Annotated in this window: 27 protein-coding genes, 3 tRNA genes and 1 other RNA gene; 21 read left to right on the forward strand and 10 right to left on the reverse strand. The window is 61.8% G+C overall.

What is annotated here, in order from left to right:
• Positions 1-97: 97 nt before the first annotated feature.
• The 8 genes from AC2ISB_RS04800 (at position 98) to AC2ISB_RS04835 (ending at position 4,869) form a co-directional block, all read left to right on the forward strand.
• Positions 98-331, forward strand: a complete 234-nt coding sequence (locus tag AC2ISB_RS04800) for a hypothetical protein (RefSeq protein ID WP_406736716.1) — start codon at positions 98-100, stop codon at positions 329-331.
• Between the two features lie 181 nt (positions 332-512).
• Positions 513-1,184, forward strand: a complete 672-nt coding sequence (locus AC2ISB_RS04805; RefSeq protein WP_406736715.1) for a class I SAM-dependent methyltransferase — start codon at positions 513-515, stop codon at positions 1,182-1,184.
• A 197-nt stretch (positions 1,185-1,381) separates the two neighbouring features.
• A complete protein-coding gene (locus tag AC2ISB_RS04810) occupies positions 1,382-2,320 on the forward strand; it encodes a pirin family protein (RefSeq protein ID WP_339107182.1) in 939 nt (312 codons plus the stop codon).
• Positions 2,321-2,573: 253 nt separating this feature from the next.
• A tRNA-Asp gene (locus AC2ISB_RS04815) sits at positions 2,574-2,650 on the forward strand.
• 38 nt (positions 2,651-2,688) lie between these two features.
• Positions 2,689-2,765: transfer RNA gene (locus tag AC2ISB_RS04820), tRNA-Asp, on the forward strand.
• Positions 2,766-2,796: 31 nt separating this feature from the next.
• A tRNA-Asp gene (locus tag AC2ISB_RS04825) sits at positions 2,797-2,873 on the forward strand.
• Positions 2,874-2,978: 105 nt separating this feature from the next.
• Positions 2,979-4,244, forward strand: coding sequence for a glutamate-5-semialdehyde dehydrogenase (locus AC2ISB_RS04830; RefSeq protein WP_486576366.1), 1,266 nt, complete (start codon positions 2,979-2,981; stop codon positions 4,242-4,244).
• 193 nt (positions 4,245-4,437) lie between these two features.
• Positions 4,438-4,869, forward strand: coding sequence for a hypothetical protein (locus tag AC2ISB_RS04835; RefSeq protein WP_486576368.1), 432 nt, complete (start codon positions 4,438-4,440; stop codon positions 4,867-4,869).
• Here the strand turns inward: AC2ISB_RS04835 and AC2ISB_RS04840 are convergent, their stop codons facing one another.
• Positions 4,870-5,508, reverse strand: a complete 639-nt coding sequence (locus AC2ISB_RS04840) for a histidine phosphotransferase family protein (protein WP_339107185.1) — start codon at positions 5,506-5,508, stop codon at positions 4,870-4,872.
• Here AC2ISB_RS04840 and AC2ISB_RS04845 point away from each other — a divergent pair.
• The 3 genes from AC2ISB_RS04845 (at position 5,507) to olsA (ending at position 7,426) form a co-directional block, all read left to right on the forward strand.
• Positions 5,507-5,680 carry a DUF3553 domain-containing protein gene (locus tag AC2ISB_RS04845; RefSeq protein WP_339107186.1) on the forward strand — a complete coding sequence of 58 codons (174 nt, stop codon included), beginning with the start codon at positions 5,507-5,509 and terminating at the stop codon, positions 5,678-5,680. The genes AC2ISB_RS04840 and AC2ISB_RS04845 overlap by 2 nt on opposite strands.
• Positions 5,681-5,822: 142 nt before the next feature.
• Positions 5,823-6,599, forward strand: coding sequence for an L-ornithine N(alpha)-acyltransferase (gene olsB / locus AC2ISB_RS04850; RefSeq protein WP_406736712.1), 777 nt, complete (start codon positions 5,823-5,825; stop codon positions 6,597-6,599).
• Positions 6,596-7,426, forward strand: coding sequence for a lyso-ornithine lipid O-acyltransferase (gene olsA, locus AC2ISB_RS04855; RefSeq protein WP_406720660.1), 831 nt, complete (start codon positions 6,596-6,598; stop codon positions 7,424-7,426). The genes olsB and olsA overlap by 4 nt, the downstream gene beginning before the upstream one ends.
• Here the strand turns inward: olsA and AC2ISB_RS04860 are convergent.
• Both AC2ISB_RS04860 and AC2ISB_RS04865 read right to left on the reverse strand, forming a co-directional pair.
• The gene (locus AC2ISB_RS04860) at positions 7,415-7,672 is read right to left on the reverse strand and encodes a ribbon-helix-helix domain-containing protein (RefSeq protein ID WP_339107188.1); all 258 of its coding nucleotides are present in this window, start codon (positions 7,670-7,672) and stop codon (positions 7,415-7,417) included. The two genes, olsA and AC2ISB_RS04860, sit on opposite strands and share 12 nt — an antisense overlap.
• Entirely contained in the window at positions 7,669-7,866 is a 198-nt protein-coding gene (locus AC2ISB_RS04865; RefSeq protein WP_339107189.1) for a DUF4169 family protein, read from the reverse strand. The genes AC2ISB_RS04860 and AC2ISB_RS04865 overlap by 4 nt, the downstream gene beginning before the upstream one ends.
• A gap of 188 nt (positions 7,867-8,054) precedes the next feature.
• Here AC2ISB_RS04865 and cydD point away from each other — a divergent pair, with 188 nt between their 5' ends.
• The 5 genes from cydD to cydX all read left to right on the forward strand — a co-directional run bounded on the left by cydD (position 8,055) and on the right by cydX (position 14,501).
• Positions 8,055-9,824: a thiol reductant ABC exporter subunit CydD gene (gene cydD / locus AC2ISB_RS04870; RefSeq protein WP_486576371.1), complete on the forward strand. Its 1,770-nt coding sequence runs from the start codon at positions 8,055-8,057 to the stop codon at positions 9,822-9,824.
• The gene (locus tag AC2ISB_RS04875) at positions 9,821-11,488 is read left to right on the forward strand and encodes an amino acid ABC transporter ATP-binding/permease protein (protein ID WP_486576373.1); all 1,668 of its coding nucleotides are present in this window, start codon (positions 9,821-9,823) and stop codon (positions 11,486-11,488) included. The genes cydD and AC2ISB_RS04875 overlap by 4 nt, the downstream gene beginning before the upstream one ends.
• A 108-nt stretch (positions 11,489-11,596) precedes the next feature.
• Complete coding sequence (locus tag AC2ISB_RS04880) at positions 11,597-13,207, forward strand: cytochrome ubiquinol oxidase subunit I (protein WP_339107192.1); 1,611 nt, start codon at positions 11,597-11,599, stop codon at positions 13,205-13,207.
• Positions 13,208-13,213: 6 nt separating this feature from the next.
• Positions 13,214-14,374, forward strand: a complete 1,161-nt coding sequence (gene cydB / locus AC2ISB_RS04885) for a cytochrome d ubiquinol oxidase subunit II (protein WP_339107193.1) — start codon at positions 13,214-13,216, stop codon at positions 14,372-14,374.
• A 16-nt stretch (positions 14,375-14,390) separates the two neighbouring features.
• Positions 14,391-14,501 (forward strand): cytochrome bd-I oxidase subunit CydX, encoded by a 111-nt coding sequence (cydX, locus tag AC2ISB_RS04890; protein ID WP_339107194.1) that lies wholly within the window; start codon positions 14,391-14,393, stop codon positions 14,499-14,501.
• Between the two features lie 52 nt (positions 14,502-14,553).
• Here the strand turns inward: cydX and AC2ISB_RS04895 are convergent, their stop codons facing one another.
• The 6 genes from AC2ISB_RS04895 to ssrA form a co-directional block, all read right to left on the reverse strand.
• Complete coding sequence (locus AC2ISB_RS04895) at positions 14,554-15,012, reverse strand: hypothetical protein (protein WP_486576376.1); 459 nt, start codon at positions 15,010-15,012, stop codon at positions 14,554-14,556.
• A complete protein-coding gene (locus AC2ISB_RS04900) occupies positions 15,009-15,638 on the reverse strand; it encodes a L,D-transpeptidase family protein (protein ID WP_486576378.1) in 630 nt (209 codons plus the stop codon). Before AC2ISB_RS04900 ends, AC2ISB_RS04895 begins: the two co-directional genes overlap by 4 nt.
• A gap of 79 nt (positions 15,639-15,717) precedes the next feature.
• The gene (gene fumC / locus AC2ISB_RS04905) at positions 15,718-17,112 is read right to left on the reverse strand and encodes a class II fumarate hydratase (protein WP_339107197.1); all 1,395 of its coding nucleotides are present in this window, start codon (positions 17,110-17,112) and stop codon (positions 15,718-15,720) included.
• Between the two features lie 188 nt (positions 17,113-17,300).
• Positions 17,301-17,762, reverse strand: a complete 462-nt coding sequence (locus tag AC2ISB_RS04910) for an SspB family protein (RefSeq protein WP_339107198.1) — start codon at positions 17,760-17,762, stop codon at positions 17,301-17,303.
• Between the two features lie 104 nt (positions 17,763-17,866).
• Positions 17,867-18,295 carry an ester cyclase gene (locus AC2ISB_RS04915; RefSeq protein ID WP_339107199.1) on the reverse strand — a complete coding sequence of 143 codons (429 nt, stop codon included), beginning with the start codon at positions 18,293-18,295 and terminating at the stop codon, positions 17,867-17,869.
• A 203-nt stretch (positions 18,296-18,498) separates the two neighbouring features.
• Positions 18,499-18,854, reverse strand: a transfer-messenger RNA (tmRNA) gene (gene ssrA, locus AC2ISB_RS04920).
• Between the two features lie 166 nt (positions 18,855-19,020).
• Between ssrA and ndk the strand changes: the two genes are divergently transcribed.
• A complete protein-coding gene (gene ndk, locus AC2ISB_RS04925; RefSeq protein WP_339107200.1) occupies positions 19,021-19,443 on the forward strand; it encodes a nucleoside-diphosphate kinase in 423 nt (140 codons plus the stop codon).
• 142 nt (positions 19,444-19,585) lie between these two features.
• On the opposite strand, the gene AC2ISB_RS04930 is transcribed toward ndk, so the two are convergent.
• Positions 19,586-20,071 (reverse strand): RrF2 family transcriptional regulator, encoded by a 486-nt coding sequence (locus AC2ISB_RS04930; protein ID WP_339107201.1) that lies wholly within the window; start codon positions 20,069-20,071, stop codon positions 19,586-19,588.
• Between the two features lie 182 nt (positions 20,072-20,253).
• On the opposite strand from AC2ISB_RS04930, the gene speB reads away from it, so the two are divergent.
• From speB to AC2ISB_RS04950, 4 genes are all read left to right on the forward strand, one after another.
• Positions 20,254-21,225 carry an agmatinase gene (gene speB, locus AC2ISB_RS04935; protein WP_339107202.1) on the forward strand — a complete coding sequence of 324 codons (972 nt, stop codon included), beginning with the start codon at positions 20,254-20,256 and terminating at the stop codon, positions 21,223-21,225.
• An 86-nt stretch (positions 21,226-21,311) separates the two neighbouring features.
• Positions 21,312-22,928 (forward strand): FMN-binding glutamate synthase family protein, encoded by a 1,617-nt coding sequence (locus tag AC2ISB_RS04940; RefSeq protein WP_486576382.1) that lies wholly within the window; start codon positions 21,312-21,314, stop codon positions 22,926-22,928.
• Between the two features lie 230 nt (positions 22,929-23,158).
• Positions 23,159-24,388 carry an MFS transporter gene (locus tag AC2ISB_RS04945; RefSeq protein ID WP_339107204.1) on the forward strand — a complete coding sequence of 410 codons (1,230 nt, stop codon included), beginning with the start codon at positions 23,159-23,161 and terminating at the stop codon, positions 24,386-24,388.
• A gap of 59 nt (positions 24,389-24,447) precedes the next feature.
• On the forward strand, positions 24,448-24,843 hold the full coding sequence (locus AC2ISB_RS04950; RefSeq protein ID WP_339107205.1) for a VOC family protein: 396 nt from the start codon (positions 24,448-24,450) through the stop codon (positions 24,841-24,843).
• The last annotated feature ends 45 nt before the right edge of the window (positions 24,844-24,888 follow it).

Below are 24,888 nucleotides of genomic sequence, written 5' to 3' on the forward strand. Positions count from 1 at the left end.
ATTTATTTGATTGATGTTTTGCATATGCATCTTTATTGCCGGTTCTGGAACAGAATGGGCATGCCATATTGTGCGTCTCGGAGGGAGCTGCGCCATCATGCAGGTTGCATATACATTTGTTTGTCTTGATGCCTCGGGGAACCGCTACACGGTTCAGGCATGGCGGGCGCGCGTGATGCGGACATTGCCCTCTGGCCGAGATCTCTGTGTGGGCGGTCCGGTCAAATACACGCTCGAAGACGGCACGAAGGTTATCCAGAAGGCCGATGGGGCCTATCTTGTCGAGCGCGTGCCCACCATCGAGATTTTCCGCGACCGGAGGGCAGTCTAGCACCGCACAGCCGATCCCGCACCGGTCGCGAGAGGGCGGGATTCATGCAGGCCGCGCGCCAACGGGGAAGGGGCTTGCCGGCTTGGAGATGCCCCGTTATGAGACGGCGCTGCCCTCCGGCATGGTCCGCCGGATGTCCTGACTGTCCCGCGCCTTGCCGCGCCTTTCTGCGAGAGAGCGAATGTCCTATTCCCACGCGCCCTATACCCGCCCCGGCTTTTACGCGGATATGCTGGCCAAAGGCATGCATCGCGATATCGTCGGCGGGCGCTGGGAAGAGACCGGCGAGCGGCAGATGGAGATTATCGAAGAGGCCGGAGTGCTGCCGCATCACCACCTGCTGGATATCGGGGCGGGGCCGCTGCGTCTGGGCTGCAAGGTGGTCGAGTATCTCGACCCCGGCCATTACTGGGCAACGGATGCCTCACGCGCGCTGATGCTGGTCGGGCATGGGCGTGAACTGGCCGATCCGGCGCGTCTGGACCCTGCGCAGCTGGTCGAGGATAGCGGTTTCGAATTTCCGGATATCCCCGAACGCATCACCCATGCGATCGCCTTCGGGGTGTTTCCGCATCTGCCGCCCGAAAATCTGGCCATATGCCTGCGCAATCTGCAGCGGCTCCCGCAGCTCGAACTGTTCATGTTCACGGTGTTTCTGCGCCCCGACGAGATAGAGGCGGAGCTGCCCTATCGTCAGCGGGACGGGGTGGTGACCCATGCGGCGCGTGCTCCCCATGACATGCGGGCCGGGACCGTTCACGGGATGGCCCGCGACACCGGCTGGTCGCTGCGCGAGGACCCGAAGAAGCTGCCGCGCGGGCAGATCCTGTTTCACGCCCGTCGTGTTGGCTAAAGTCGTGTTGGCTCAAAGAGCGGGCTGGCTGGACGGCTGGGCTGGTTGAAAGGCGCAGCCCCGCGCCGTTGCTCAGCCCCGCGCCGTTGCGGTGCCCTGCGGCCCCTGCACAGGGTCTGCGCGCCTGTGCCTGTTTCATTTGCCCCCGAAGCTGCCACATTTCTCCCCAGCAAATGATGCCATGATGGAGCGCCAAGATGAGCTGGAACCCGATTCTCGATGCCGATATCCCGATTGGCGATGCCGTGGATCTGGTCGATATGGAGATCGTGCCACGGGCGCGTGATCTTGGGTCTTTCGAGGTGCGGCGCGCGCTGCCTTCGGCCAAGCGGCAGATGGTGGGACCGTTCATCTTCTTTGACGAGATCGGGCCGGTCGAATTCCTGTCGGGTCAGAAGGGGGTGGATATCCGTCCGCACCCGCATATCGGTCTGGGCACGGTCACCTATCTACTGCAGGGGCGGCTGCATCATCGCGATTCCCTCGGGACCGATCAGTGGATTACCCCCGGTGCGGTGAACTGGATGAATGCGGGCCACGGGATCACCCATTCCGAGCGCACAGATGAAGACCTGCGTGTGACCGGAGATACGATGTTCGGCATCCAGACCTGGGTCGCGCTTCCCAAGGATGCAGAGGATCACGCGCCGGAATTCGTGCATTCGGAGGCGGGGACGCTGCCCGAGCTGGAGGCCGAAGGCAAGAGAGTGACGCTGGTGCTGGGCGAGGCTTGGGGCGCGAAAGCGCCGCTGAAGATGCCGTCGGAACTGTTTTACGCCGATGCCGAGCTTGCCGCAGGGGCGGCCTTGCCCTTGCCCGACAATCACGAGGATCGCGGCGTCTATGTGCTGCGCGGGCAGGTGCGCGTGGGCGATGCGACCTATGAGGCGGGACGGATGCTGATTTTCCGTCCCGGCGACCGGATCTCGCTGCGGGCGGGGACGCAGGGCGCGCGGCTTATGGTGCTGGGGGGCGCGACGCTGGAAGGTCCGCGCTATATCTGGTGGAATTTCGTGGCCTCCTCGAAAGAACGGATCGAGGCCGCCAAAGAGGCGTGGCGGGCGGGCGACTGGATGCATGGGCGATTCCGCCTGCCGCCGACGGATCGCGACGAGTTTATCCCGCTGCCGGAGTGATCCGGCTATGAAGGGGGCGGGCACCGGACAGATTTCTGGCGGAAATCTCTTCTGATTCCCGCAGGGTCAGTGCCGCGCTGGCCCCCATGAAGGGGCGGCAACGCCTTGAACACGCGTTGTTTTCAAAGGTTTCCAACGGCGCGCGGCGGGGATTTCGTGTTTTTTTGAAAAGAATGCGAAACCGTGCTTGACGGGCGCGATACTGGCCCGTATTACCCACCCCACGCTCCGGGCGATGCCGGAGAGGATGAGAGCGGTTGTAGCTCAGTTGGTTAGAGTATCGGCCTGTCACGCCGAGGGTCGCGGGTTCGAGCCCCGTCAACCGCGCCATCATCCTCACTCAAGTCGCCCAAAGCCGAAACATATGCGCGGTTGTAGCTCAGTTGGTTAGAGTATCGGCCTGTCACGCCGAGGGTCGCGGGTTCGAGCCCCGTCAACCGCGCCACTGTTTCGGAATTGGAGTTTGGAGATGCTGTGCGGTTGTAGCTCAGTTGGTTAGAGTATCGGCCTGTCACGCCGAGGGTCGCGGGTTCGAGCCCCGTCAACCGCGCCACCATCTTCCCGTCATCAGGCACCCTTCGGGGTGCCTTTGTCGTTTTAGGCTTCTTTTGCACCGGACGGGCCGCTATATGCGGAGTGTCACAAAAGGAGTAGACGGATGAAAGATGCGTTGGATGCAAAGCAGCTGATCGACACCCTCGGTGCCGCTGCCCGTGAGGCCGCAAGAGAGCTGGCCTTCGCACCAGCGCCTCAGAAGACCCAAGCCCTTGAAGCCGCCGCCGATACTGTCTGGGCACGCCGCGCCGAGATCATCGCGGCCAATGCCGAGGATCTGGCCTATGGCGCGGCCAAAGGTCTGACGCCGGCCATGATGGACCGCCTCAAGCTGGATGAGGCGGGGATCGAGGGGATCTGCAAGGGCCTGCGCACCATTGCCGCGCAGTACGATCCCGTGGGCGCCGTGATCACCGAATGGGACCGCCCCACAGGGTTGCATATCCAGCGCGTGCGCACGCCTCTGGGGGTGATCGGGGTCATCTATGAATCGCGTCCCAATGTGACGGCCGATGCGGGCGCGCTCTGCCTCAAATCCGGCAATGCCGTGATTTTGCGTGGCGGGTCCGAAAGCTTCCATTCCTCGCGCGCGATCCATGCCTGTCTGGTCGAGGGGCTGAAGGCCGCAGGCCTGCCCGAAGCCGCGATCCAGCTTGTGCCCACCCGCGACCGTGACGCCGTGGCCGCCATGCTGCAGGCGGTCGAGTATATCGACGTGATCGTGCCGCGCGGCGGCAAGGGGCTGGTGGGGCTGGTGCAACGCGAGGCGCGCGTGCCGGTTTTTGCGCATCTGGAGGGCATCTGCCACATCTATGTCGATGGCAGCGCCGATCTGGAGAAAGCCCGCCGTGTGGTCCTCAATGCCAAGACCCGCCGCACCGGTATCTGCGGCGCGATGGAATGTCTGCTGATCGATCAGGGTTTCTGGGCAAAATATGGCGATGTGCTGATCCGCGATCTTCTGGCCAAAGGCGTAGAAGTGCGCGGGCAGGGGGATCTTCTGGCGACCGAGGGGGTGGTGGAAGCCGCCGATGACGATTACGGGCGCGAGTTCCTTGATATGATCTGCGCCGCGAAAATCGTGGACGGGGTGGATGGCGCGATTGCCCATATCCGCCGCTACGGCTCGAACCATACCGAGGCCATCATCGCCGAGGATCCGGCCCCCGTCGCGCGCTTTTTCCAACGGCTCGATAGCGCGATCCTGATGCATAATGCCTCGACCCAGTTTGCCGATGGTGGCGAATTCGGGATGGGGGCCGAGATCGGGATTGCCACCGGCAAGATGCATGCGCGCGGGCCTGTGGGGGCCGAACAGCTGACCTCGTTCAAATATCTTGTGACGGGCGACGGCACGATCCGCGCCTAGGCAAAGGGGTGGCCCCGGGAAAACGGCAGGTATCGGAGAACGCCTGACGGATGCGCCGCGCCATTTGGCTCGCACGGGGCAGGCGGCTCGCACGGGGCAGGTATCGTGCGGCCGGATATGCCCCCCGTTTTTATGGCAGCACTCTCCTACGGTGCTGGCAGGCAGCCGGAGGCCGCGCTTGCGGGCAGGTGACATGAGAGAGATATATCGCTTCGACCATCTATGGGACGGGATCGTGGAAATCGGTCCCGAAGGGTTGGTCTATGAACTGCCCGTGGCGTCGGGGCATGTCGACAAGATCTTCAGGTTTGCGATCTCGGAGGCGGCTTTCGCACGGATGAAGGCCGACCCCGAGCGACGGATCTTTCTGCAGGCGTTTTTGCACAGCCTCTACCAGATGCGTCCCGTGACGCAGCAGGTGACTGTGGATCACCATATCGACCTGATCCTGTCGGGCGATCCGGCGCGGGTGGAGGAGGTGCTGAACCGGCAGGAGGCGCGGGATTGCGGCGCGGTGTCCAATATGGTGCGGATCCTCACAGGCCGTGATCCGGCACCAATGCGGCAGGGAACGTGGTTTGCGCAGGACCGCGGCACGGCACGGCCCTGTAGCTCGGGCGGCTGATCAGAAGTTCATCCGTGCTTCGGTTTCGTTGATCTGCCAGTCGATATGGCGGCCATATGTCTCGGCTTCGCGCGGCAGCAGGATGAACTGCACCTGCGCAGGGCGCAGATCTGCCGGAGCGTGCCCCGCAAGCGCCTGCCAGAGCGCGTCATCGGGTTTGGTGCGCCGCGTTTCCGCAACCAGATGCCATTCGCCATTATGTTCGGTAATCACCAGACGCCCGCCGAAGGGCAGCGCGGTTTCCATACACAGAATCGCCAGATAGGCCATTTTGACCAGATGGCGCGGTTGGTCCCCGTCAACCTGCCAGTCGAATTTCGTGCGCCCGGTCGCTGACATCTCGGACAGAAGGCTGCGGATTTCGTTCTGGCTGACGCGCTGTTCGGTATTGGCCTGCCCGAAGGCCACACGGAAGAATTTCACGCGCGCATTCGCAGCACTGACGCTTTCGGCGATCAGTTGCATTTCCGGACTCATCGCGCCGCCCGACATGGCCAGCAATTCTACCCCATTGCTGATTGCGCCCAAAGGGCTGATAAGGTCATGACACAGGCGCGACCCGACAAGGGCCACAAGATCGGCCTCGGAAGGTTCGGCGCTGGCGTCAGAGGGAAGCAACGGAGAAGACAGGGCAGTCATGAACGAATTCCTTGAGCCGGGGATGTTGGTCCGGAACCCGAAAGCGCCGGAATGGGGTGTGGGTCAGGTGCAATCGCGCATAGGCGACAAGATCACTGTCAATTTCCGCGAAGCGGGTAAACAGGTGATTGACGGGCGCTTCATTGCTTTGACTCTCGTTATTGAAGATTAAAGTTGATGAAAGGTTAACGTGAAAGGGGGCCGCTTGGGTATTCTTTCTTTGCCAGCCGTCCTTGCCGGACTTGCCTTTTGGCGGGTGGCTCGCCACAACAGGCGCAAGGCGTGACCCTTCTGAGAAGTGACCGGAAGAAAACATGATGGAAACCAGTCGTTTAGAGATCCGTCTTGCGGCCAGTCAGGAGGATCTTCTTGCGTCGCAACGACTACGCTATCAGGTCTTTGTAACCGAATTGGGGGGCGGGGGCGAGATGGTGGACCATGCCCGCCAGCTGGAATGCGATGCTTTCGACCCCGTTTACGATCATTTGCTTTTGGTGGACCCCGAGAGGGATCCGGCCAGTCTGGCGCATGTGGTGGGGGTCTACCGGCTGCTGCGGTCGGAGCGGGCAGAGGCGTTCGGGCGCTATTATTGCGATGCCGAATACGACCTGACGCCGCTCAGGGCTTTGGGGCGGCCGATGCTGGAGCTGGGGCGCTCCTGCGTGCATCCCGATCACCGCGGGGGGGCGGCCATGTTTCTGCTGTGGAACGGTCTGGCGGAATATGTGCTCACGCATGGGATCGAGATCCTGTTCGGTGTGGCGTCTTTTCATGGCACCGATATCGCGGCGCTCAGGATGCCTCTGGCGTGGTTGCACCATCATCACCTTGCGCCCGCCGGATTACGGGCACGGGCGCAGGAGCGGGCTTTCCAGCCTATGAATCTGGTCCCGCCCGACGCGCTTGACCGGCGGCAGGCCATGACGGCCATGCCCAATCTGATCAAATCCTATCTCAAGCTTGGCGGCTATGTCGGCGAGGGGGCGTTTGTGGATCATGCGTTCAATACGACCGATGTGCTGGTGATGATGGATACCAAAGCCATGAGCGGGAAACATCGCAGCTTCTATACCCGCAGGGCGCCTCTATGAGCCCGCCGTCTCCGACATGGGAGGGCGGACCGCCGCCCGCATTGCCGCCCGCGCGGGCCGGAGACCGCTGGCGCCTGGTCGGGCGGCTGCTGGCTTTGGGCCTGTGCCTTGCGACCGGTCTGCTTGTGCTGGGGCTGGTTTCTGCGGCGGAGCGGCTCTGCGGCAGGCGCGACAGGCGCTGGTCAGCCCATGTGCCGCGTCTGGTGTCGCGGGCGGCGGTGGCGATACTGGGGATTGCCTATCACGTCGAAGGGCGGCCCATGACCCATCCGGGCGCGGTGGTGGCCAATCACGGATCATGGCTGGATATTCTGGCACTGAATGCGGCGGTGAATGTGTTCTTTGTGGCAAAGGCCGAGGTGGCGGGCTGGCCGGGCATTGGCGGACTGGCGCGGGCGGCAGGCACCGTCTTTATCCGCCGCGACCGTCGCGAGGCGGCCCAGCAGGCGCAGCTTTTTGAAGACCGTATCCGCGCGGGCCATCGCCTGCTGTTTTTTCCAGAAGGCACTTCCACCGACACACAACGAATTCTTCCTTTCAAATCAACGCTTTTTCAGGCGTTCTTTACCGAGGATCTGAAAGAGCGCATGTGGGTCCAGCCCGTGACCCTGCGCTATATCGCCCCCGAGGGGGAAGATCCGCGGTTTTATGGCTGGTGGGGCGATATGCCCTTGGGGCCGCATCTGCGCAAAGTGCTGGTGGCAAAACGTGGCGGGCGGATCGTGCTGGATTTCCATCCGGCGCTGCGCGTCAGGGATCAGGCCAATCGCAAAAGCCTCGCGGCCGCCTGCGAGGAGGCCGTGCGGCATGGCGGCCTAGCCCTCTGAGGCCGGAGCCGCCTTCGGCCCAGCGTTCTCTGCCTGCGCACGGTAATGACGCAGCACGAACAGCCGGATGGCGGTGGCCAGCCCCATCTCCATACCACGGGCCACATCAATCTCGGCGGCCAGCGCGTTGATCCCCTGATCCCTGTCGCGCGCAATGTCGCGGAATGCCTGCCAGAACTCTTCTTCCAGCGTCACCGATGTGCGGTGTCGGCCCAGGGTCAGCGAATGCTTGCGCGGGCGGCTCATGGGGTGGGGTCCGCCTTGGGCGGTGTGATCTTGTGGCCATCCAGATGGCGCGAGGCGGCGCTTTCGCTGGCCTCGTCACGGGCGCGCTCGGCTTTACTGCGCCCGAATTTCACCGCATTGGCATCCGCCTGTGCGCGCTTTCCGGCACGGGCCTTGGCTTTGCGGAACTGGTTGAGATTGGTGACATTGCTCATGGGGCGATTTTGCCATGCTTCGGCTGCGCTGAAAAGGCCCAACCCATAGCGCCCGCTTCCGCCGCTCTTGCAGCGGGCAAACATATATTGCGCCTGCGCTTTTTCCCGTTGAAATGATGCAGATCAAATGGACTTTTGCGGATTGCCGTTAAAGCCGGACGCAACAAAGCGAGGACGGGGTGCACAGGATGGGCCACTCACAGAGCGAACCGGGGCGCGAACCGGGGCGCGAGCTCACGGGCGAACCAAGGGGCGAACCAAGGGGCGAGGCGGGCGAGGCAAGCGGGGCATCCCCCGCAGCGGACGAGGCGCTGATCCGTGCGCGGCGCGGGCGCAAGCTGCTGCGGTCGTTGATGACGCCGGAACAGCGGCAGCTGCGGACGGCGTCCGGCCTGTCGGTGTTGGCCGCGCTGGTCTGGCCGCTTCAGGCGCTGCTTGTGGCGCATGTGCTGGGAGGGCTGCTGCTGGGTAGGCCGTCCGATCCGCTGCGCGCCGCTTTGGTGTTTCTGGCACTGGGGGCTCTGCGTGCTGGGCTGGGATGGGCCGCCGAGCATATGGCGCAGCGGGCGGCCAATCAGGTGCTGCACCGGTTGCGCCTGCAGATCGTGGCGCAGGAAGCGTCCTGCGGCGAAGAAAGCGCGTTTGGTGGTGCGGGAGCGATTGCGGCGCTGGCGGCAGAGAAAACGGACCTGCTCAAGCCCTATATCACCCGCTATATGCCCGCGCAGTTTCGGGTGGCCGTGGTGCCTTTGCTGTTTCTGGTACTGGCGCTGTGGCCCTCTTGGGCGGTGGCGGTGATCTTTGCGATCTCGGGCCCGCTTATTCCGGTGTTCATGGCGCTGGTAGGCATGGCTGCAAAGGAAGCCTCGATGCGCCAGCTCGACGAGGTCGGCAGCCTGAACGACCTGCTGGTCGAACGGCTGGGCGCGGTGCTCGATATCCGCGTGCTCGGGGCGCAAAAGCAGGTGATGGCGGGGTTCGAGGCCCAGACAGGCCGCCTGCGCCAGCGCACGATGGCGGTGCTGCGGGTGGCCTTCCTGTCCTCGACCGTGCTCGAACTCTTCTCGGCGATCGGTGTGGCGATGGTGGCGGTGTTTGTCGGCTTCTCGCTTTTGGGCGAGATCGGCTTTGGCACATGGGGACGAACGCTGAGCCCCGAGGCGGGGATTTTCCTGCTGTTGATTGCGCCCGAATTCTACCAGCCGCTGCGTGACCTGTCGGCGGCATGGCATGACCGCGCCTCGGCCGAGGCGGTCGGGGCCGAGATCGAGGACTGGATGCAGGCCCGTCCGGCCCCGCTGATCGGGTCGGGGGGGCAGGCCACCCCTGTGGCGGGGCGCTGCCAGATTGCGGCGACGGGGCTGGTGGTGCATGGGCGCGCCTTGCCCGATCTGCACCTGTCCCCGGGCGAGAGTGTGGCGCTGGTGGGGCCGTCCGGTTCTGGAAAAACCACGTTGCTGCGGCTGGTGGCGGGGATCTTGCAGCCCGATGCAGGCCGGATCGATGTGGCCGGACAGGCCCTTGTGCCCGAGCGGGCCGATGGCTGGCGGGCGCGGCTGGGCTGGATGCCGCAAACTCCGCATTTCCTGTCGGGAAGCCTGCGCGACAGCCTGATGCTGCCGGAAGGAGCCGACCCTTGGCCGGCGCTGGAACGGGCGGGCGTGGCCCATGTGGTGCGCGCGCTGCCGGAAGGGCTCGAGACCACGCTGGGGGAAACCGGTGGCGGTTTGTCCGGCGGGGAGGCGCGGCGGATCATGCTGGCGCGTGCATTGGCGCGCACCCCCGATCTGCTTCTGGCCGACGAGCCGACCGCCGATCTTGACGAAGAGACGGCGCGACTGGTCAGCGACGGGATTCTGGCCGCCCATGCCGGGGGGATGGGGGTGCTGGTGGCCACCCATGATATGGCGCTTGCGCAGCGTATGGACCGGATCATCCGGTTGGAGGACGGGCTATGAAAGATCTCTTGGCCATTTTCTGGCGTCTGTTGCGGGCGCATCGCTGGGCGATGATCCGTGGGGGGGGGCTGAGCTTTGTGGTGCTGTTCATGGGGGCGGCGCTATTGGCTCTGTCGGGCTGGTTCATCGTGGCGGCGGCAGCAGCAGGGCTTGCCGGTGTGGGGGCGATGTTCGACGTGTTCCGCCCTTCGGCACTGGTGCGGTTTCTGGCTCTCGGACGAGCGGCGGGGCGCTATGGGGAACGGCTGCTGACCCATGATGCGACGCTGCGCGGGCTGGAGCATCTGCGGGCCGATATCCTGCGCAGCTTTCTGGGGGCCTCCTTTGGCCGGATGACGCGGATCAGGGGGGCGCAGGCGCTCAACCGGCTGACGGCGGATGTCGATGCGCTGGACGGGGTATCGTTGCGGCTGTTCTTGCCGGTCATGGCGGCGCTGGCGACGCATCTGGTGGTCTATCTGGGGCTGCACTGGCTGCTGGGCGGGCAGATCGCGGCATGGATTTCACTGGGCTATGTGCTGGGGGGCGGGCTGATCCTGAGTGTGGCGGCGCGTCTGGCCGCGCAGGGGGCCACCGCGCGCGAGAGGGCCAGTCAGGACTTTCGCAGCGCCCTGATCGATATGATCCGCGCAAGGCGCGATCTGGCGGTCTATGGGCGGTTGCCCGAACAGGCCGCGCGCGTTGGCGGGGCCGAGATCCGTCAGGCGGCGGGGGCACAGGGGCAGGATGCGGCAGAGCGTCGGGTCGGGGTGCTGCTCAACCTGCTGACACAGGGCATCGCGGCAGGGGCGCTGGGGCTGGGCGTGGCGGCGGTCAGTGCCGGAGACTTCGCGCCCGCCTTTGCCTCGCTTGGATTTTTCGCCGCGCTGGGACTGGCCGAGACTCTGGCCCCGCTGCGTCGTCTGGCCCCCGATCTGGGGCGGATGCGGATGGCTGCACATCGGGTGCGTGTCCAGATTGGCGTTCCGGCGGCGGATCCGGTGCGGCCTGCGGGGGGGGCGCCTGTCGCACGGACCGGCCCGCGAGTGGTGCTGGAGCGGGTGTCGATCGCGCGTCCGGGCACCCGTCTGCCGGTGGTTCGCGACCTTTCCCTGACGGCGGCGCAGGGCGAGACGGTGGCGCTGACGGCTCCGAGCGGCGGCGGCAAGAGCACCGTCCTTCTTGCGCTGGCCGGTTTGTTGCCGGTGGCGTCGGGGGAGATGCGGCTGAACGGCACTGCGCTTGCCACATTGGACGAGGCCGCGCTGCGGGCATCGGTGGTGCTGGTGCCACAGCGTAGCGCGCTGATTGCGGGCACTCTGGAAGACAATCTGCGGCTGGGCTGCGAGACGATCACCCCCGAGGATATGCAGGCCGCGCTGCGGGCCTGCGCGCTCGAGCGGGTGAGTGTCGCGCGGGGCGGGTTGCAGATGCGGATCGGGGCGCGGGGCGAGGGGCTTTCGGGGGGCGAGGCGCGGCGCGTGGCGCTTGCCCGCGCGATTCTGCGCAGGCCGGAGGTGCTCTTGCTGGACGAACCCACCGAAGGGCTGGACCAGAAGACCGCCGCCGAGGTTTTAAAAGGTATTCGTGATTATCTTTTGAACTCTACCATCATAATGGCTTCTCATAGGCAATCTGAGGTTGTTTTCGCCGATAAAACCGTAAAAATCGAAACAGGCATTTGATTTCTACTTTTTGACGCAGATCAAGGAGCGCCCTCCGCAACAGGCGTAGGTCGCTCATATCGAAAAACGCGAATGGGAAACTCATCTTTCCCGCTAGGAGCTGAGGATATGGATTTCGGTATCGTCGAGCTGTCACGGTTTCAATTTGCCATGACTGCGATGTATCACTTCCTCTTCGTGCCGCTGACGCTGGGTCTGTCGATCCTCGTGGCGATCATGGAGACGGTCTATGTGATGACCAACCGCCCGATCTGGCGCCAGATGACCAAATTCTGGGGCCTTTTGTTCGGGATCAACTTTGCCCTTGGGGTTGCCACCGGCATCACCATGGAATTCCAGTTCGGTATGAACTGGAGCTATTACAGCCATTATGTGGGCGATATTTTCGGCGCCCCGCTGGCCATTGAAGGCCTGATGGCGTTCTTCCTCGAAGCCACTTTTGTCGGCCTGTTCTTCTTTGGCTGGAACAAGATGTCGAAGATCGCGCATTGCGTCGTGGCATGGCTTGTCGCCATCGGGTCGAACTTCTCGGCGCTGTGGATCCTGATCGCCAATGGCTGGATGCAAAACCCCGTGGGCGCGGAATTCAATCCGATGACCATGCGTATGGAAATGGTGAATTTCTTCGAGGTGCTGTTCAACGAGGTGGCTCAGGCGAAATTCGTCCATACCGTTTCGGCGGGCTATGTGACGGCGTCGGTCTTCGTGATCGGTGTCTCGGCATGGTATCTGCTGCGCGGGCGCCATACCGAGCTTGCCCGCCGTTCGATCACCGTGGCTGCGGCCTTCGGTCTGGCTTCGGCGCTGTCGGTCGTGCTTCTGGGCGACGAGTCGGGCTATAACGCCACCCATACCCAGCGGATGAAACTGGCCGCGATCGAGGGGATGTGGGAAACCGAACCGGCACCCGCACCGTTCACCGCCTTCGGCTTCCCCGACCAGACTGCGCGCGAAACCCATTACGCCATCCATATTCCCTATGTGATGGGCCTGATCGGTACACGCTCGCTGAATACGCCGATCCCCGGTATCGCGGATCTGGTGAAAACCTCGGAAGAACGCATCCGCAACGGTCTGATCGCCTATGACGCGCTGATGACGGTCCGTCAGGACCGCGCCGCCACAGCGCCCGAGGTGATGAAAACCTTCGAGGATCACTCCGCCGATCTGGGCTATGCCTTCCTGCTGAAGAAATATATCGACGATCCGCGTCAGGCGACCGACGCGCAGATCAAGCAGGCCGCCAATGATACCGTTCCCACCGTCTGGCCGCTTTTCTGGGCCTTCCGTGTGATGGCAGCGCTTGGCTTCCTGTTCATCGGCACGATGGCCTATATGTTCTACCGCGCGTCCTTCAAGGGGATGAACTATCCGCGCCCGATGCTGCATGTCGCCGTCTGGATGATCCCCGCGCCGTGGATTGCCGCCGAAATGGGGTGGTTCGTGGCCGAGTTCGGGCGTCAGCCGTGGACTGTGGACGGTATCCTGCCCACCGCACTTTCGGTCTCGTCGCTTTCGGCCACCGAACTGCTGATGACCATTGCCGGGTTCATCCTTTTCTACACGGTGCTGTTCATCATCGAGATGGGTCTGATGCTGAAATATATCCGCAAAGGCCCGCATGAGGATGTCGCGGAAACCGAAAGCTGGATGGAGGCCCATCGGGCACGTCTGAGCGGCAGAGGCCATGCCGATGCCATCGCGGAACCTGCGGAGTAAATTGCTATGATCCTTCATGATTTAATCAGCTATGACATCTTGCGGGTGATCTGGTGGGTGCTGCTGGGCATCTTGCTGATCGGCTTCGCGGCCACTGACGGGTTCGATATGGGAACGGCTGCGATGATCCCCTTCATCGCCCGCACCGATACCGAGCGCCGCGTGGTGATCAACACCGTAGGCCCCGTCTGGGAAGGCAACCAGGTCTGGTTCATTCTGGGCGGTGGCGCGATCTTCGCCGCTTGGCCGCCGCTTTATGCGGTCAGCTTCTCGGGCTTCTATCTGGCGATGTTCGTGGTACTTGCCTCCTTCATCGTGCGCCCCGTGGCCTTCAAATACCGCTCCAAACGCGACAGCGTGACATGGCGCCGTAACTGGGACTGGGCGCTGTGCATCTCGGGTGCGGTTCCGGCCCTGCTCTTCGGTGTGGCCGTGGGCAACGTGATCCAGGGCGTGCCGTTCCACCTGACCGATGACCTGCACACCGTCTATGAAGGCGCGTGGTATACCAAGTTCATCGGTCTGCTGGATCCCTTCTCGCTTCTGGCAGGGGTGGTCTCGCTGTCCATGCTGATCATGCATGGCGGCGCATGGGTGAACCTCAAGGCCGAAGGCGATGTGGCCGCCCGTGCGCGTGCCATCGGGTCCAAAGCCGCGCTGGTGGCTGTGGCAGCCTATGTGCTGGCCGGTATCTGGTTGGCCTTCATTCCGGGCTTCACCTTTGCCGGAGATGTGGTCACCGACGGTCCGTCCAATCCGCTCTACTTCACCGTCGAACGCTCCTCGACCTGGCTGACCGCCTATGGCGAGCGTCCGTGGATCGTGATTGCACCGGCTTTGGGGATCGTTTGCGCCTTGCTCACCTATCTGGGGCTGAAAGCGGGGCGTGAGGTGTCGACCATGCTGCTATCGGGCGTGTCGGTGCTGGGCGTGATCTCTTCGGTCGGCCTGACGATGTTCCCCTTCATCATGCCCTCGAGCAGCGCGCTGAATTCGTCGCTGGCGGTGTGGAATTCGTCCTCCTCGCATCTGACCCTCTTCATCATGCTGGTCTGTGCGGTGATCTTCGTGCCGATCATCATCGCCTATACGAGCTGGGTCTATAAGGTGCTCTGGGGTAAGGTCACCGAAGACGAGATCACCAATAACTCGCATTCGGTCTACTGAGAAAAGGAACAGACAGATGTGGTATTTCGCATGGATCTTGGGCCTGCCGCTGGCCGCCATTTTCGCCGTCATGAATGCGATGTGGCTGGAGCTGAAGGAAGACCAGAAACAGATCGACAATAAGTAAACCCTGGTCACTGGAGACAGGGTTGGAAGAGGCGGCAGAAATGCCGCCTCTTTTAGTGTCGCCCGACAGGAAAGATCCAGAAGGCCAAAGCGGGGGCTGGCCATAGGATAGAAAAGCATCTGAAAAGGAGGAAGGCGGGGGACTGTGCCGGAGTTTGCCGCAGGGCCAGCACCGTCACACATATCATAAACCCCGCTGTTCCGGCCAGCACCGTCACCGCACGCGGGTTGCGGAAATAGGGGTAGTAATGGCGCAGCGCATAATAGAGCCAGAGTTCCGGTAGCAGGAAAAAGGGCCGCAGGCACAGCCAGAGCATCGCCTGTGCCATCAGGGTCTCACTGACGCTGTTCATGCCCATGAAAGCCGCAAGCAGTGTGATATGGTCCATATTCTGGCCCATATTCTGGTAAGCCGCGACTGCAAAGCTGACGGCCCCCCAGAAAAGTTGCGCCAAAAACAGTAGCCCCCAGAAGGCCGGATAGCGCCATGTGCGAAACAGTGGCGCGATCATGGCTGTGGCCTGTGCGCTGCCACGACCCGATCCGTCGCGGCATCCGATAGCACGACCCGCGTGCCATTCGGCACCAGGGACCAGATCTCCTCCATCTGGGCATTGGTCACTGCAACGCAGCCATCCGTCCAGTTCCACAACCTATGCAACCGCCCCAAAGCGCCCCATCCATTGGGCAGCCCGTGGATCATGATATTGCCGCCCGGATCATGGCCCGCCGCAGCCGCTCGCGCGCGATCTGTCGCATCGGGATAAGAGATATGCAGGCTGAGATGGGCCATTGATTGAGAGTTGCGCCAGTCGATGTGATAGCTGCCTTCGGGCGTGCGCTCGTCGCCCTCGACCTGTTTCGGGCCATCCTGCCAATGCGCGCCGAAGGTGACCGGATAGCGTTTGAGGATCTGCCCCTGTCGCATCAGCACCATCTGCCGGTCGGGCTTCGAGACCACCACCAGATCGGCCTGTTGCGCTGTTGCGGCCATTGCGGGCGGGGTGCCGGAGCCTATGCGGGCCATGATCTTCGTATAGGCGGGCAGGGTGATCGCACAGCCTATCGCCAGGACAAGCTTCGGGACAAGCTTCGGGATAAGCCTCGGGATAGGTCCCGGAACAGGCGGGGGGGGCATGGAAATCAGTATCGGAAAGGGAATACGCAAAAGGGCGGCCCGAAAGCCGCCCTTCAAAGATCAGACTGCCGGTGGCCGATCAGTCATGCGGGCCGATCATCAGTTCGGGACGGACAACCTCGTCAAAGGTCTTCTCGTCCACGAAGCCGAGCGCGATGGCTTCGTGCTTCAGCGTGGTGCCGTTCTTATGCGCGGTTTTGGCAACTTTGGTGGCGTTGTCATAACCGATGGTCGGCGCAAGCGCGGTAACCAGCATCAGCGATTCATGCAGGAGCTTCTCGATGCGCGGCTCGTTGGCTTCGATACCGGCGACCATATTATCGGTGAAGGCCGAGGCCGAGTCGCCCAGAAGCTGCATGGATTGCAGCACGTTATAGGACATCATCGGGTTGTAGACGTTCAGCTCGAAATGGCCCTGAGAGCCCGCAAAGCCGACGGCTGCGTTGTTGCCCATGACATGGGCGCAGACCATGGTCAGCGCTTCGGCCTGCGTCGGGTTCACTTTGCCCGGCATGATCGAGGAACCCGGCTCGTTTTCCGGCAGGATCAGCTCGCCCAGACCGCAGCGCGGACCCGAGCCCAGCAGACGGATGTCATTGGCGATCTTGAAGAGCGAGGCCGCAACCGTGTTGAGCGCGCCCGAGAACATGACCATCGCATCATGGGCTGCCAGAGCTTCGAATTTATTCGGAGCCGTCACGAAGGGCAGGCCGGTGATCTCGGCCATATTCGCCGCAACCGCTTCGCCCCAGCCTTTCTTGGTGTTCAGACCAGTGCCAACAGCGGTGCCGCCCTGCGCCAGTTCGTAGATGTCACCAAGGCAGGCCTCGACACGTGCAATGCCCTTGCGGACCTGATGCGCATAGCCCGAGAATTCCTGACCAAGGGTCAGAGGGGTCGCATCCTGCGTATGGGTGCGGCCGATCTTGATGATATCCTTGAAGGCTGCGGATTTCGCCTCCAGCGCTTCGGCCAGTTTCGTCAAGCCGGGCAGCAGCACATCACGCGCCGACATGGCGATGCCGACATGCATCGCGGTCGGGAAGGTGTCGTTGGAGGATTGCCCCATATTGCAGTGGTCATTGGGGTGGACAGGCTTTTTCGAGCCCATCTCGCCGCCCAGCATCTCGATCGCGCGGTTCGAGATGACCTCGTTGGCGTTCATGTTCGACTGGGTGCCCGAGCCGGTCTGCCAGACGACCAGCGGGAAGTTGTCGTCGAACTTGCCGTCAATCACTTCGCTGGCGGCGGCGATGATCGCATCGGCGATTTTCGCATCCATCGAACCATTGGCCTTATTGGCCATCGCGCAGGCTTTCTTGATCACGCCAAGCGCGCGGATGATCGGCACGGGCTGCTTTTCCCAGCCAATCGGGAAATTCATGATCGAGCGCTGCGTCTGCGCGCCCCAGTATTTATCTGCGGGAACTTCCAGCGGACCGAAGCTATCGGTCTCGGTACGGGTCGCGGTCATAGTGGGCCTCCGTAATAACCAGCTCTGGCCATGAAACCGGCCAGCCGTCAACGCCGTTTTGTCTAAGGGCTGGAACGGGGGAATGCAAACGGTATGCGCCAGTATACGGGCGCTAACATAACAAAAGAGCCGCCCCCTGAAGGGCGGCCTGTGATCTGCGCCGGACGGTCATGCCGACCCGCGCCCGCTCAGGACTTGCGGAACTTGTCGAGGCTGACAACTTCGGCCTCGGGGCGGTCGCCTGCGGGCGGCGGATCGTCATCGCCATCCTCTTCCGGCGCGTCCTCTTCCTCGGAGTCCTGGGTTTCGAATCTCAGGCCGAATTCGACACTGGGATCGACGAAGGTCTGGATCGCGTCATAGGGAATATAGAGCGGCTCGGGATTGTTGCCGAAATTCAGCGTCACGCCGAAACCGTCATCATCGACATTGAGATTGTCGAACCAGTGCTGGATGACCACCGTCATTTCTTCAGGATAACGCGAATGCAGCCAATCCGCCATTTCAACGCCATCCGCCCGCGTGTCGAAGGTGATGAAAAAATGGTGCGCGCCCGGAAGGCCGTTTTCGGCCACATCCGAAAGCACCTCCTGTATCAGGCTTCGCATTGCGCGATGCATCAGGTTGCCATAATCGATGCTGCGGGTCATTCCTTGTCCTTCCATACCTTGGCAGGTGTTCCCTCACCATAGGGGTTTTACGACCGTTGGAAAGGGGCACTCTTGCGTCCAAGGTGCTTTAGACGCGAGAAATCTTACGAAATCTTCTCGCTGGAGAGACAGAGTTCGACAGTGTCCTTGGGTAAGAAGCCGAGTTGGCTGAACAACCCGATCAGATCATAGTGATCCTGTGATCCGGCAATCTTGTCCCCGTCGAATTCGATCAGGGACTGGCCGGTAAAGGCGACCGTCTCACCGGAGGATTTCGAAAGCCCGCTGACGCGCATCATCACATGTAAAAAACGGCCGTTTTCATAGGAGTACAGAATGTCGTGCTGGATCGCGTCAAGCAGGGCGCGCAGGGCTGGCACCAGATCCTCGAGATCGTCGCGGGTCATGCAGACATCGGTGATGAGGCCGTGTGATTCTGTGGCATCCGTCACGAAGGCGGGCAGGCGCTCGACGCGCCCGTTCGCCCAGACTTCTTCCAGAAACTGCCGGTACAGATCGAGTTTGTCTGCCATATCTTCCCCAAACGTTCTCATGGAAAGAGTTACATCAGCTACAACTTGAAGCTGGGTTAACAACACACCCCTCAAGCATAATATATGCTACATCCTACAATTTATGGCTGCGTTGTCCAAAATAAACCGTCGATGCCATGTGCGACGATGCCATGTGTGAGGATGACAGGAAGGGCAGGGCCAAAACGCGATTTTGGGGGAGAGGTGCAGGATTCTGTTGCCAGGCTCCTGCGGGCCCCGCCTTACGTCGCTAAACGCAAGGAGTTAGGTTTCGGTACCCGAGCTGCTTACGCAGCCAGAGCCACCGGAGCACGATTGTCGTTTGCAATTGTACTTTGTGAACCGATAACGGTGGTATCTCACCGAGACAAAGCTACATCTTTAGACGTTCGTCGATCCTATTTCGGCCCCGTGATCCCAAACGAAAGGATATATGGTGGAGCCGCCGGGTACCGCCCCCGGGTCCGAGCCGTGTATTACATGCGCGTTTATGTCCATAGTCCGCAGCAAGCCCCGAACATTGATCGATATAAGGCGCTGTCTGGCGGGTTTCAAGCCGCCGTAATGCGCCGTCTTCAGAAAACGTCACGTTTTCGGGTCGGGAAGCGGGGCAAGAGCGGTTGCCGGGGCTTTTCAAGCGCGGATGCCCATGATAGCAGGCAGGCGATATTCTCAATCGCCCCCGGTCTCCCCGCGCGGGCAAGATGCAATGGAAAGAGCTGACTATGGCTATCGAACGCACGCTGTCGATCATCAAACCCGACGCAACCCGCCGCAACCTGACCGGCAAAATCAACGCCAAGTTCGAAGAAGCGGGTCTCCGCATCGTCGCACAAAAGCGCATCAAACTGTCGATGGACCAAGCCGGCAAGTTCTATGAAGTCCACAAAGAGCGCCCCTTCTACGGCGAACTGTGCGAATTCATGGCATCCGAGCCGGTTGTTGTTCAGGTTCTCGAAGGCGAAGGCGCCATCCTGAAAAACCGCGAAGTCATGGGCGCAACCAATCCCGCGGATGCGGCAGAAGGCACCATCCGTAAGGAATACGCCCTGTCGGTTGGCGAGAACTCGGTGCACGGTTCGGACGCGCCCGAAACCGCAGCGCAAGAAATCTCGTTCTTCTTCTCCGGCCTCGAGCTGGTGGGCTGATTTCTTCCGCCATCACATGAAAAAGCCGCCTCGGTCGAGGCGGCTTTTTTTATGGGCCCGGCTCTTCCTTCCAGGGGACATGCGCGAAGGACCCGCCGGGGAGGCCTGCGGAACAGGGGGGAGCCTGCTCCGCAAGACAGGCTTAGTGCAGCGCCGAGATCCGCGGGCTGCAGGCGGTGACATGGGGCATCGCATTGGGCAGCAGCAGGATCTTTTCAAGCTTGTCGTTGTTTTCGACAAGGTCGGCCAGATTGTAGCGATCCAGCTCGGCGAAGAAGGCTTCGAGTGCCTTGCTCAGCGCGTTGCGCAGCATGCAGCCGTCGCGCAGCGGGCAGGTGTTCGAGCCTTCGTCAAAACATTCGGCAAAGGGCAGGCCGCCCTCGAAGCTGCGGAAGACCTCGCCGACCGAGATTTCGGCTGCCGGACGCGCAAGCTGCATGCCGCCGGCACGCCCGCGCCGCGTCTCGATAAAGCCGCGCTGCGACAAGGTGTTGATCACTTGAGCGAGATGGTTTTCGGAGGCGTTGCAATTCTCCGCAATTTCCGATTTTCGCACGGTCCGACCGGCATTGATGGCACAGAACATCAAGGTGCGCATTGCCAGATTGGTACGGATTGTAAGTCGCATATTCCCTCCTAAGTTGCGCGGACCTTAACCTGTTTCTGATTTGTGCGATTTGACATAGATCATATAACCGAAACCCATCTTTACGCACGGGCTTGGCTGTGCGGATTATGGCCGGACGGGGCTTGACCTGTGCATGACATAGCGTCACGCCTTGAAGGCGTGGTTGAAACAGGGAGGCACGGATGGCGCTAGAGGATGCCAAGACACAGGTCGATGAGGCCTTTACCAGACAGAAGCGGCGTGGCCTGAGCTACGAGAACGCCTTTGGCGGCGCGACCAGCTTTCTGCGCAGGCGCTATAGCAAGGATCTTGTCGGGGTCGATGTGGCGGTGACCGGCATCCCCTTCGATCAGGCGGTGACCAACCGGCCGGGGGCGCGGTTCGGGCCGCGGGCCATCCGAGAGGCCTCGACGCTGCAGGCCTTCGATGCGCCCTATGGCTGGGGCTATGACCCGTTCTCTACCCTGAGTATAGTCGATTATGGCGATCTGGCGTTCGATTATGCCAATGTCGCACAGACGCCTGCACGGATCACCGAGCATCTGCGCGGCATTCTTGCGGCGGGGGTGACGCCACTGTCGATGGGCGGCGACCATTATGTGACCCTGCCGATCCTGCGCGCCGTGGCCGAGATCTATGGCCCGATTGCGCTGATCCAGTTCGATGCGCATAGCGACACATGGGTCGATGACGATCCGGCACGGATTGATCACGGCACGTTTCTCTATAAGGCGATCAAGGAAAAGCTGGTGGACCCGAAGGCTTCGGTCTCTGTCGGGATCCGCACCGACAATCCCGATACGCTGGGGGTGACGATCCTTGACGCGCCTTTCGTGCATCGTAAAGGGGTGGAGGCGGTAATCACCAAGATCAAGCAGGTCGTGGGCAGGCGTCCGTGCTATATCACCTTCGATATCGACTGCCTTGATCCGGCCTTTGCACCGGGGACGGGGACGCCGGTTTGGGGCGGGCTGGCAAGCTGGCAGGCGGCCGAGATCCTGCGCGGCCTACGCGGGCTGATGCTGGTTGGCGGGGATGTGGTCGAGGTCTCGCCCCCCTATGACACCACGGGGGCCACCGCGATTGCCGGTGCCCATGTCCTGACCGAACTGATTGCCTTGCGCGGGCTTGTGCCTTCGGGAACCAGTTTGTGATCCGTTGTGTCGGTAAGTTTCCGGTTACACTCCCATATTAAACTCGGCTATAGCCCCAAGAAATGCGCTTTACAGGAGAGCAAGCCATGCATTCGAGAGATGTCAGCCGCTTTACACCGATGATTGTTTGCGGTGCCCTTGCGCTGTTATCGCTGTTCGGGGTGCCTTTTCACGGGATTTTCTGGTTGCCCCTCGTGATCTTCGGCGCGCTTTTCCTTGTGGGCTGCTATGACGTGCGCCAGACACGCCATGCGGTGCTGCGCAATTACCCGATCTTGGGGCATATGCGCTATCTGCTGGAAAGTATCCGTCCCGAGATCCGGCAATATCTGATCGAGGCGGATCAGGACGAAGAACCCTTTTCGCGCGAGGAACGGTCGCTTGTCTATCAGCGTTCCAAGAATGTCGAAGATGCGCGGCCTTTCGGCACCAAGCAGCGGGTCTATGATTCCGGCTATCAGTGGATCACCCACTCGGTGCAGCCGCGCCATATCCAGAGCCATGATTTCCGTGTGACAATCGGCGGGCCGGATTGCACGCAGCCCTATTCGTCCTCGATCTACAATATCTCCGCCATGTCTTTCGGGGCCCTGTCTGCCAATGCCATTCAGGCGCTCAATACCGGTGCGAAGCTGGGGGGCTTTGCCCATGACACCGGTGAGGGGTCGATTTCGCGCTATCACCGTGCGGGCGGCGGCGATCTCATCTGGGAGATCGGCTCGGGCTATTTCGGTTGTCGCAATCATGATGGCAGCTTCAATCCCGAGACCTTCGCGCAGCGTGCGCAGGACCCGCAGGTCAAGATGATCGAGATCAAGCTCAGCCAGGGTGCCAAGCCCGGTCATGGCGGGATGTTGCCGGCGGCGAAAATCTCGCCCGAGATTGCCGAGGCACGTGATATCCCGATGGATCAGGATTGTGTCTCGCCTGCCTCGCATTCGGCGTTCTCGACGCCGATCGAGCTGTGCGAATTTATCAAGACGCTGCGCGATCTTTCGGGCGGAAAACCTGTGGGCTTCAAACTCTGTGTTGGTCACCGCCGCGAATTCATGTGCATGATCAAGGCGATGATCGAAACCGGCATCACCCCCGATTTCATCGTGGTCGATGGCAAGGAAGGCGGCACCGGGGCGGCACCGCTGGAGTTTGCCAACCGTCTGGGCATGCCGCTTGTCGAAGGGCTGACATTTGTCCACAACGCGCTGCGCGGTGCGGGGCTGCGTGACAAGATCCGGATCGGGGCCTCTGCCAAGATCATTTCCAGCTTTGATATTGCCCGCACGCTGGCGCTCGGGGCGGATTGGTGCAACTCGGCACGGGGCTTCATGTTCGCGATTGGCTGTATTCAGGCGCAGGCCTGCCATACCAACCGCTGTCCGGTCGGGGTGGCCACGCAGGACGCCCGTCGCCAGAAGGCGCTTGTGGTGGAAGATAAGGCGACGCGGGTCGCGAATTTCCATCGCAACACGATGAAAGCCCTCAAGGAAATGACTGGCGCTGCGGGGCTGGACCATCCGTCGAAATTCCTGCCCCATCACCTGATGATGCGCGAGAAGGACCGGCAGATGGTGGTGGGCAGCGAGGTGTATCCCTATATGCCCGAAGGCTTCCTGCTGCGCGAGGAAGAGGATAAATTCGGCTATCTGTCGCGCTGGCACCGCGCGCGCTCCGATAGTTTCTTCCCGATCGATGACGGTGTGTGATCTCGCAGGTCCTGGCCTGCCTGACTGGGGGGCTGCAAACTGACCTTGCAGAACGGCGGTTTCCGGACCGCCGTTTTTTTGTGCCGAACCCGTCTTTGCGCCCGATTGCAAGCGGGCTTGCAATGAGCGCATACATAAAATCATGTCGGTCGCTTGTTCTTTTTCCACATGCTCCATACTAGGCACATAAAGGCCCGCTGGCTTCTCCCTCCAATGCTAGGACCCATCTCATGAGCATCGAACACTCTTCAACGGCTGGCCCGCTGCAGGGGGCCGAACCGCCCGTCTTCAAGGCATCGCCGAGATTGATTATTCTGGCCTTGGCGCTCGGGGGCTTTGCCATTGGTACGACGGAATTCGCCTCGATGGCGCTGCTGCCCTATTTCTCGAAGGAACTCGGGGTGAATGCCTCGCGTGCGGCGGATGCCATCAGCGCCTATGCGCTGGGAGTGGTGATCGGTGCGCCGACGCTGGCAGTGATCGGGGCCAAGGTGCGGCGGCGTCTGATGCTGACATGGCTGATGGTTGCTTTTGCGGTGTTCAACATGCTCTCGGCCCTTGCTCCCAATTTCGGCAGCTTCATGGCGATGCGGTTTCTGTCAGGGCTTCCGCACGGGGCCTATTTCGGCGTGGGCGCGCTGGTGATCGCGGCGGCCGTCCCCAAAGAAAAACGTGCGGCGGCTGTGTCCAAGATGTTTCTGGGGCTGACCATCGCCACTACGCTTGGCGTGCCGATGGCCAATATATTGGGGCAGACGGTGGGCTGGCGCTGGAGCTTCCTGCTGGTCGGCGCGATTTCGTTGATGACCGCGATCTCGGTCTTTCTGGCGGCCCCGCGCGTGCCCGTGGACCCGAATGCCAGCCCGCTCAAGGAGTTGGGGGCGCTGAAAAATACGCAGGTCTGGCTGACATTGGCGACCGGCGCTATCGGGTTTGGCGGGTTTTTCTCGGTCTATACCTATCTCGCCTCCACCACGACGGACAGCATGCATCTTCCGGCCACTTACGTGCCCTTCATTCTGGCGCTGGCGGGGATCGGGATGACGATTTTCACGATAATCTATGGCTGGGCGTCTGACCGCAGCCACACCGCGACCGCCTTTTTCAGCCTGACGGTGGGGACGCTTCTGTTGCTGGCCTATCCGTCGGCCACCAGCCATCTGGGCAGCTATGCGGTCTGTGTGCTGCTGTTGGGCCTTCTTAGCGGGGTCTCTATGCCGTTGCAGATCCGCCTGATGGATGTGGCGCGTGACTCCCAGCAACTTGCCGCGGCCCTCCATCACGCGGCCTTCAATCTGGCCAATGCGCTGGGGCCGTTTCTTGCCGCCAAAGCCTTGACGGCGGGCTATGATTATCCGGTTTCGGGCTATGTGGGGGCTGCGCTGAGTTTTGGCGGGCTGCTTCTGTTCTGTGTCACGGTCTTCGACTGGCGTCGCCGCGCGCGCTTCGGCTATATCTGAACGCCGGCCTCTGAACGCGGGACGGCGCGCGCAACCACCTCGTAGCAAAAGGGTTTAAAATGGCAAAACTGGTCCACTCCATGATCCGCGTGACGGATGAGAGGAAGTCGCGTGACTTCTACCATCGGGCTTTCGGGCTTGAACTGGTGGAGCGGCTCGAGTTTCCGGAATTCACGCTGGTCTATCTGTCGAATTCCGAAACGGAATTCGAACTGGAATTGACGGTGAACAAGGGGCAGGGCACGCCCTATGATCTGGGGACCGGCTATGGCCATCTGGCGGTGACGGTGGCCGATCTCGATGCGGAACACGCGCGTTTCGAGGCCGAAGGTTTTGCCCCCCGCAACATCGTTGATTTCGCACCGGCGGGCACGTCGATTGCGCGGTTCTTCTTTGTGGCCGATCCCGATGGATACCAGATCGAGGTGCTGGCGCGTTCGGGGCGCTTTGCCTGAGGCTGTGATCGGCAAAACCGAGCCGGTCGGCCTTGCGCGGATGCA

This window comes from Thioclava sp. NS-SX20 (assembly GCF_057380695.1).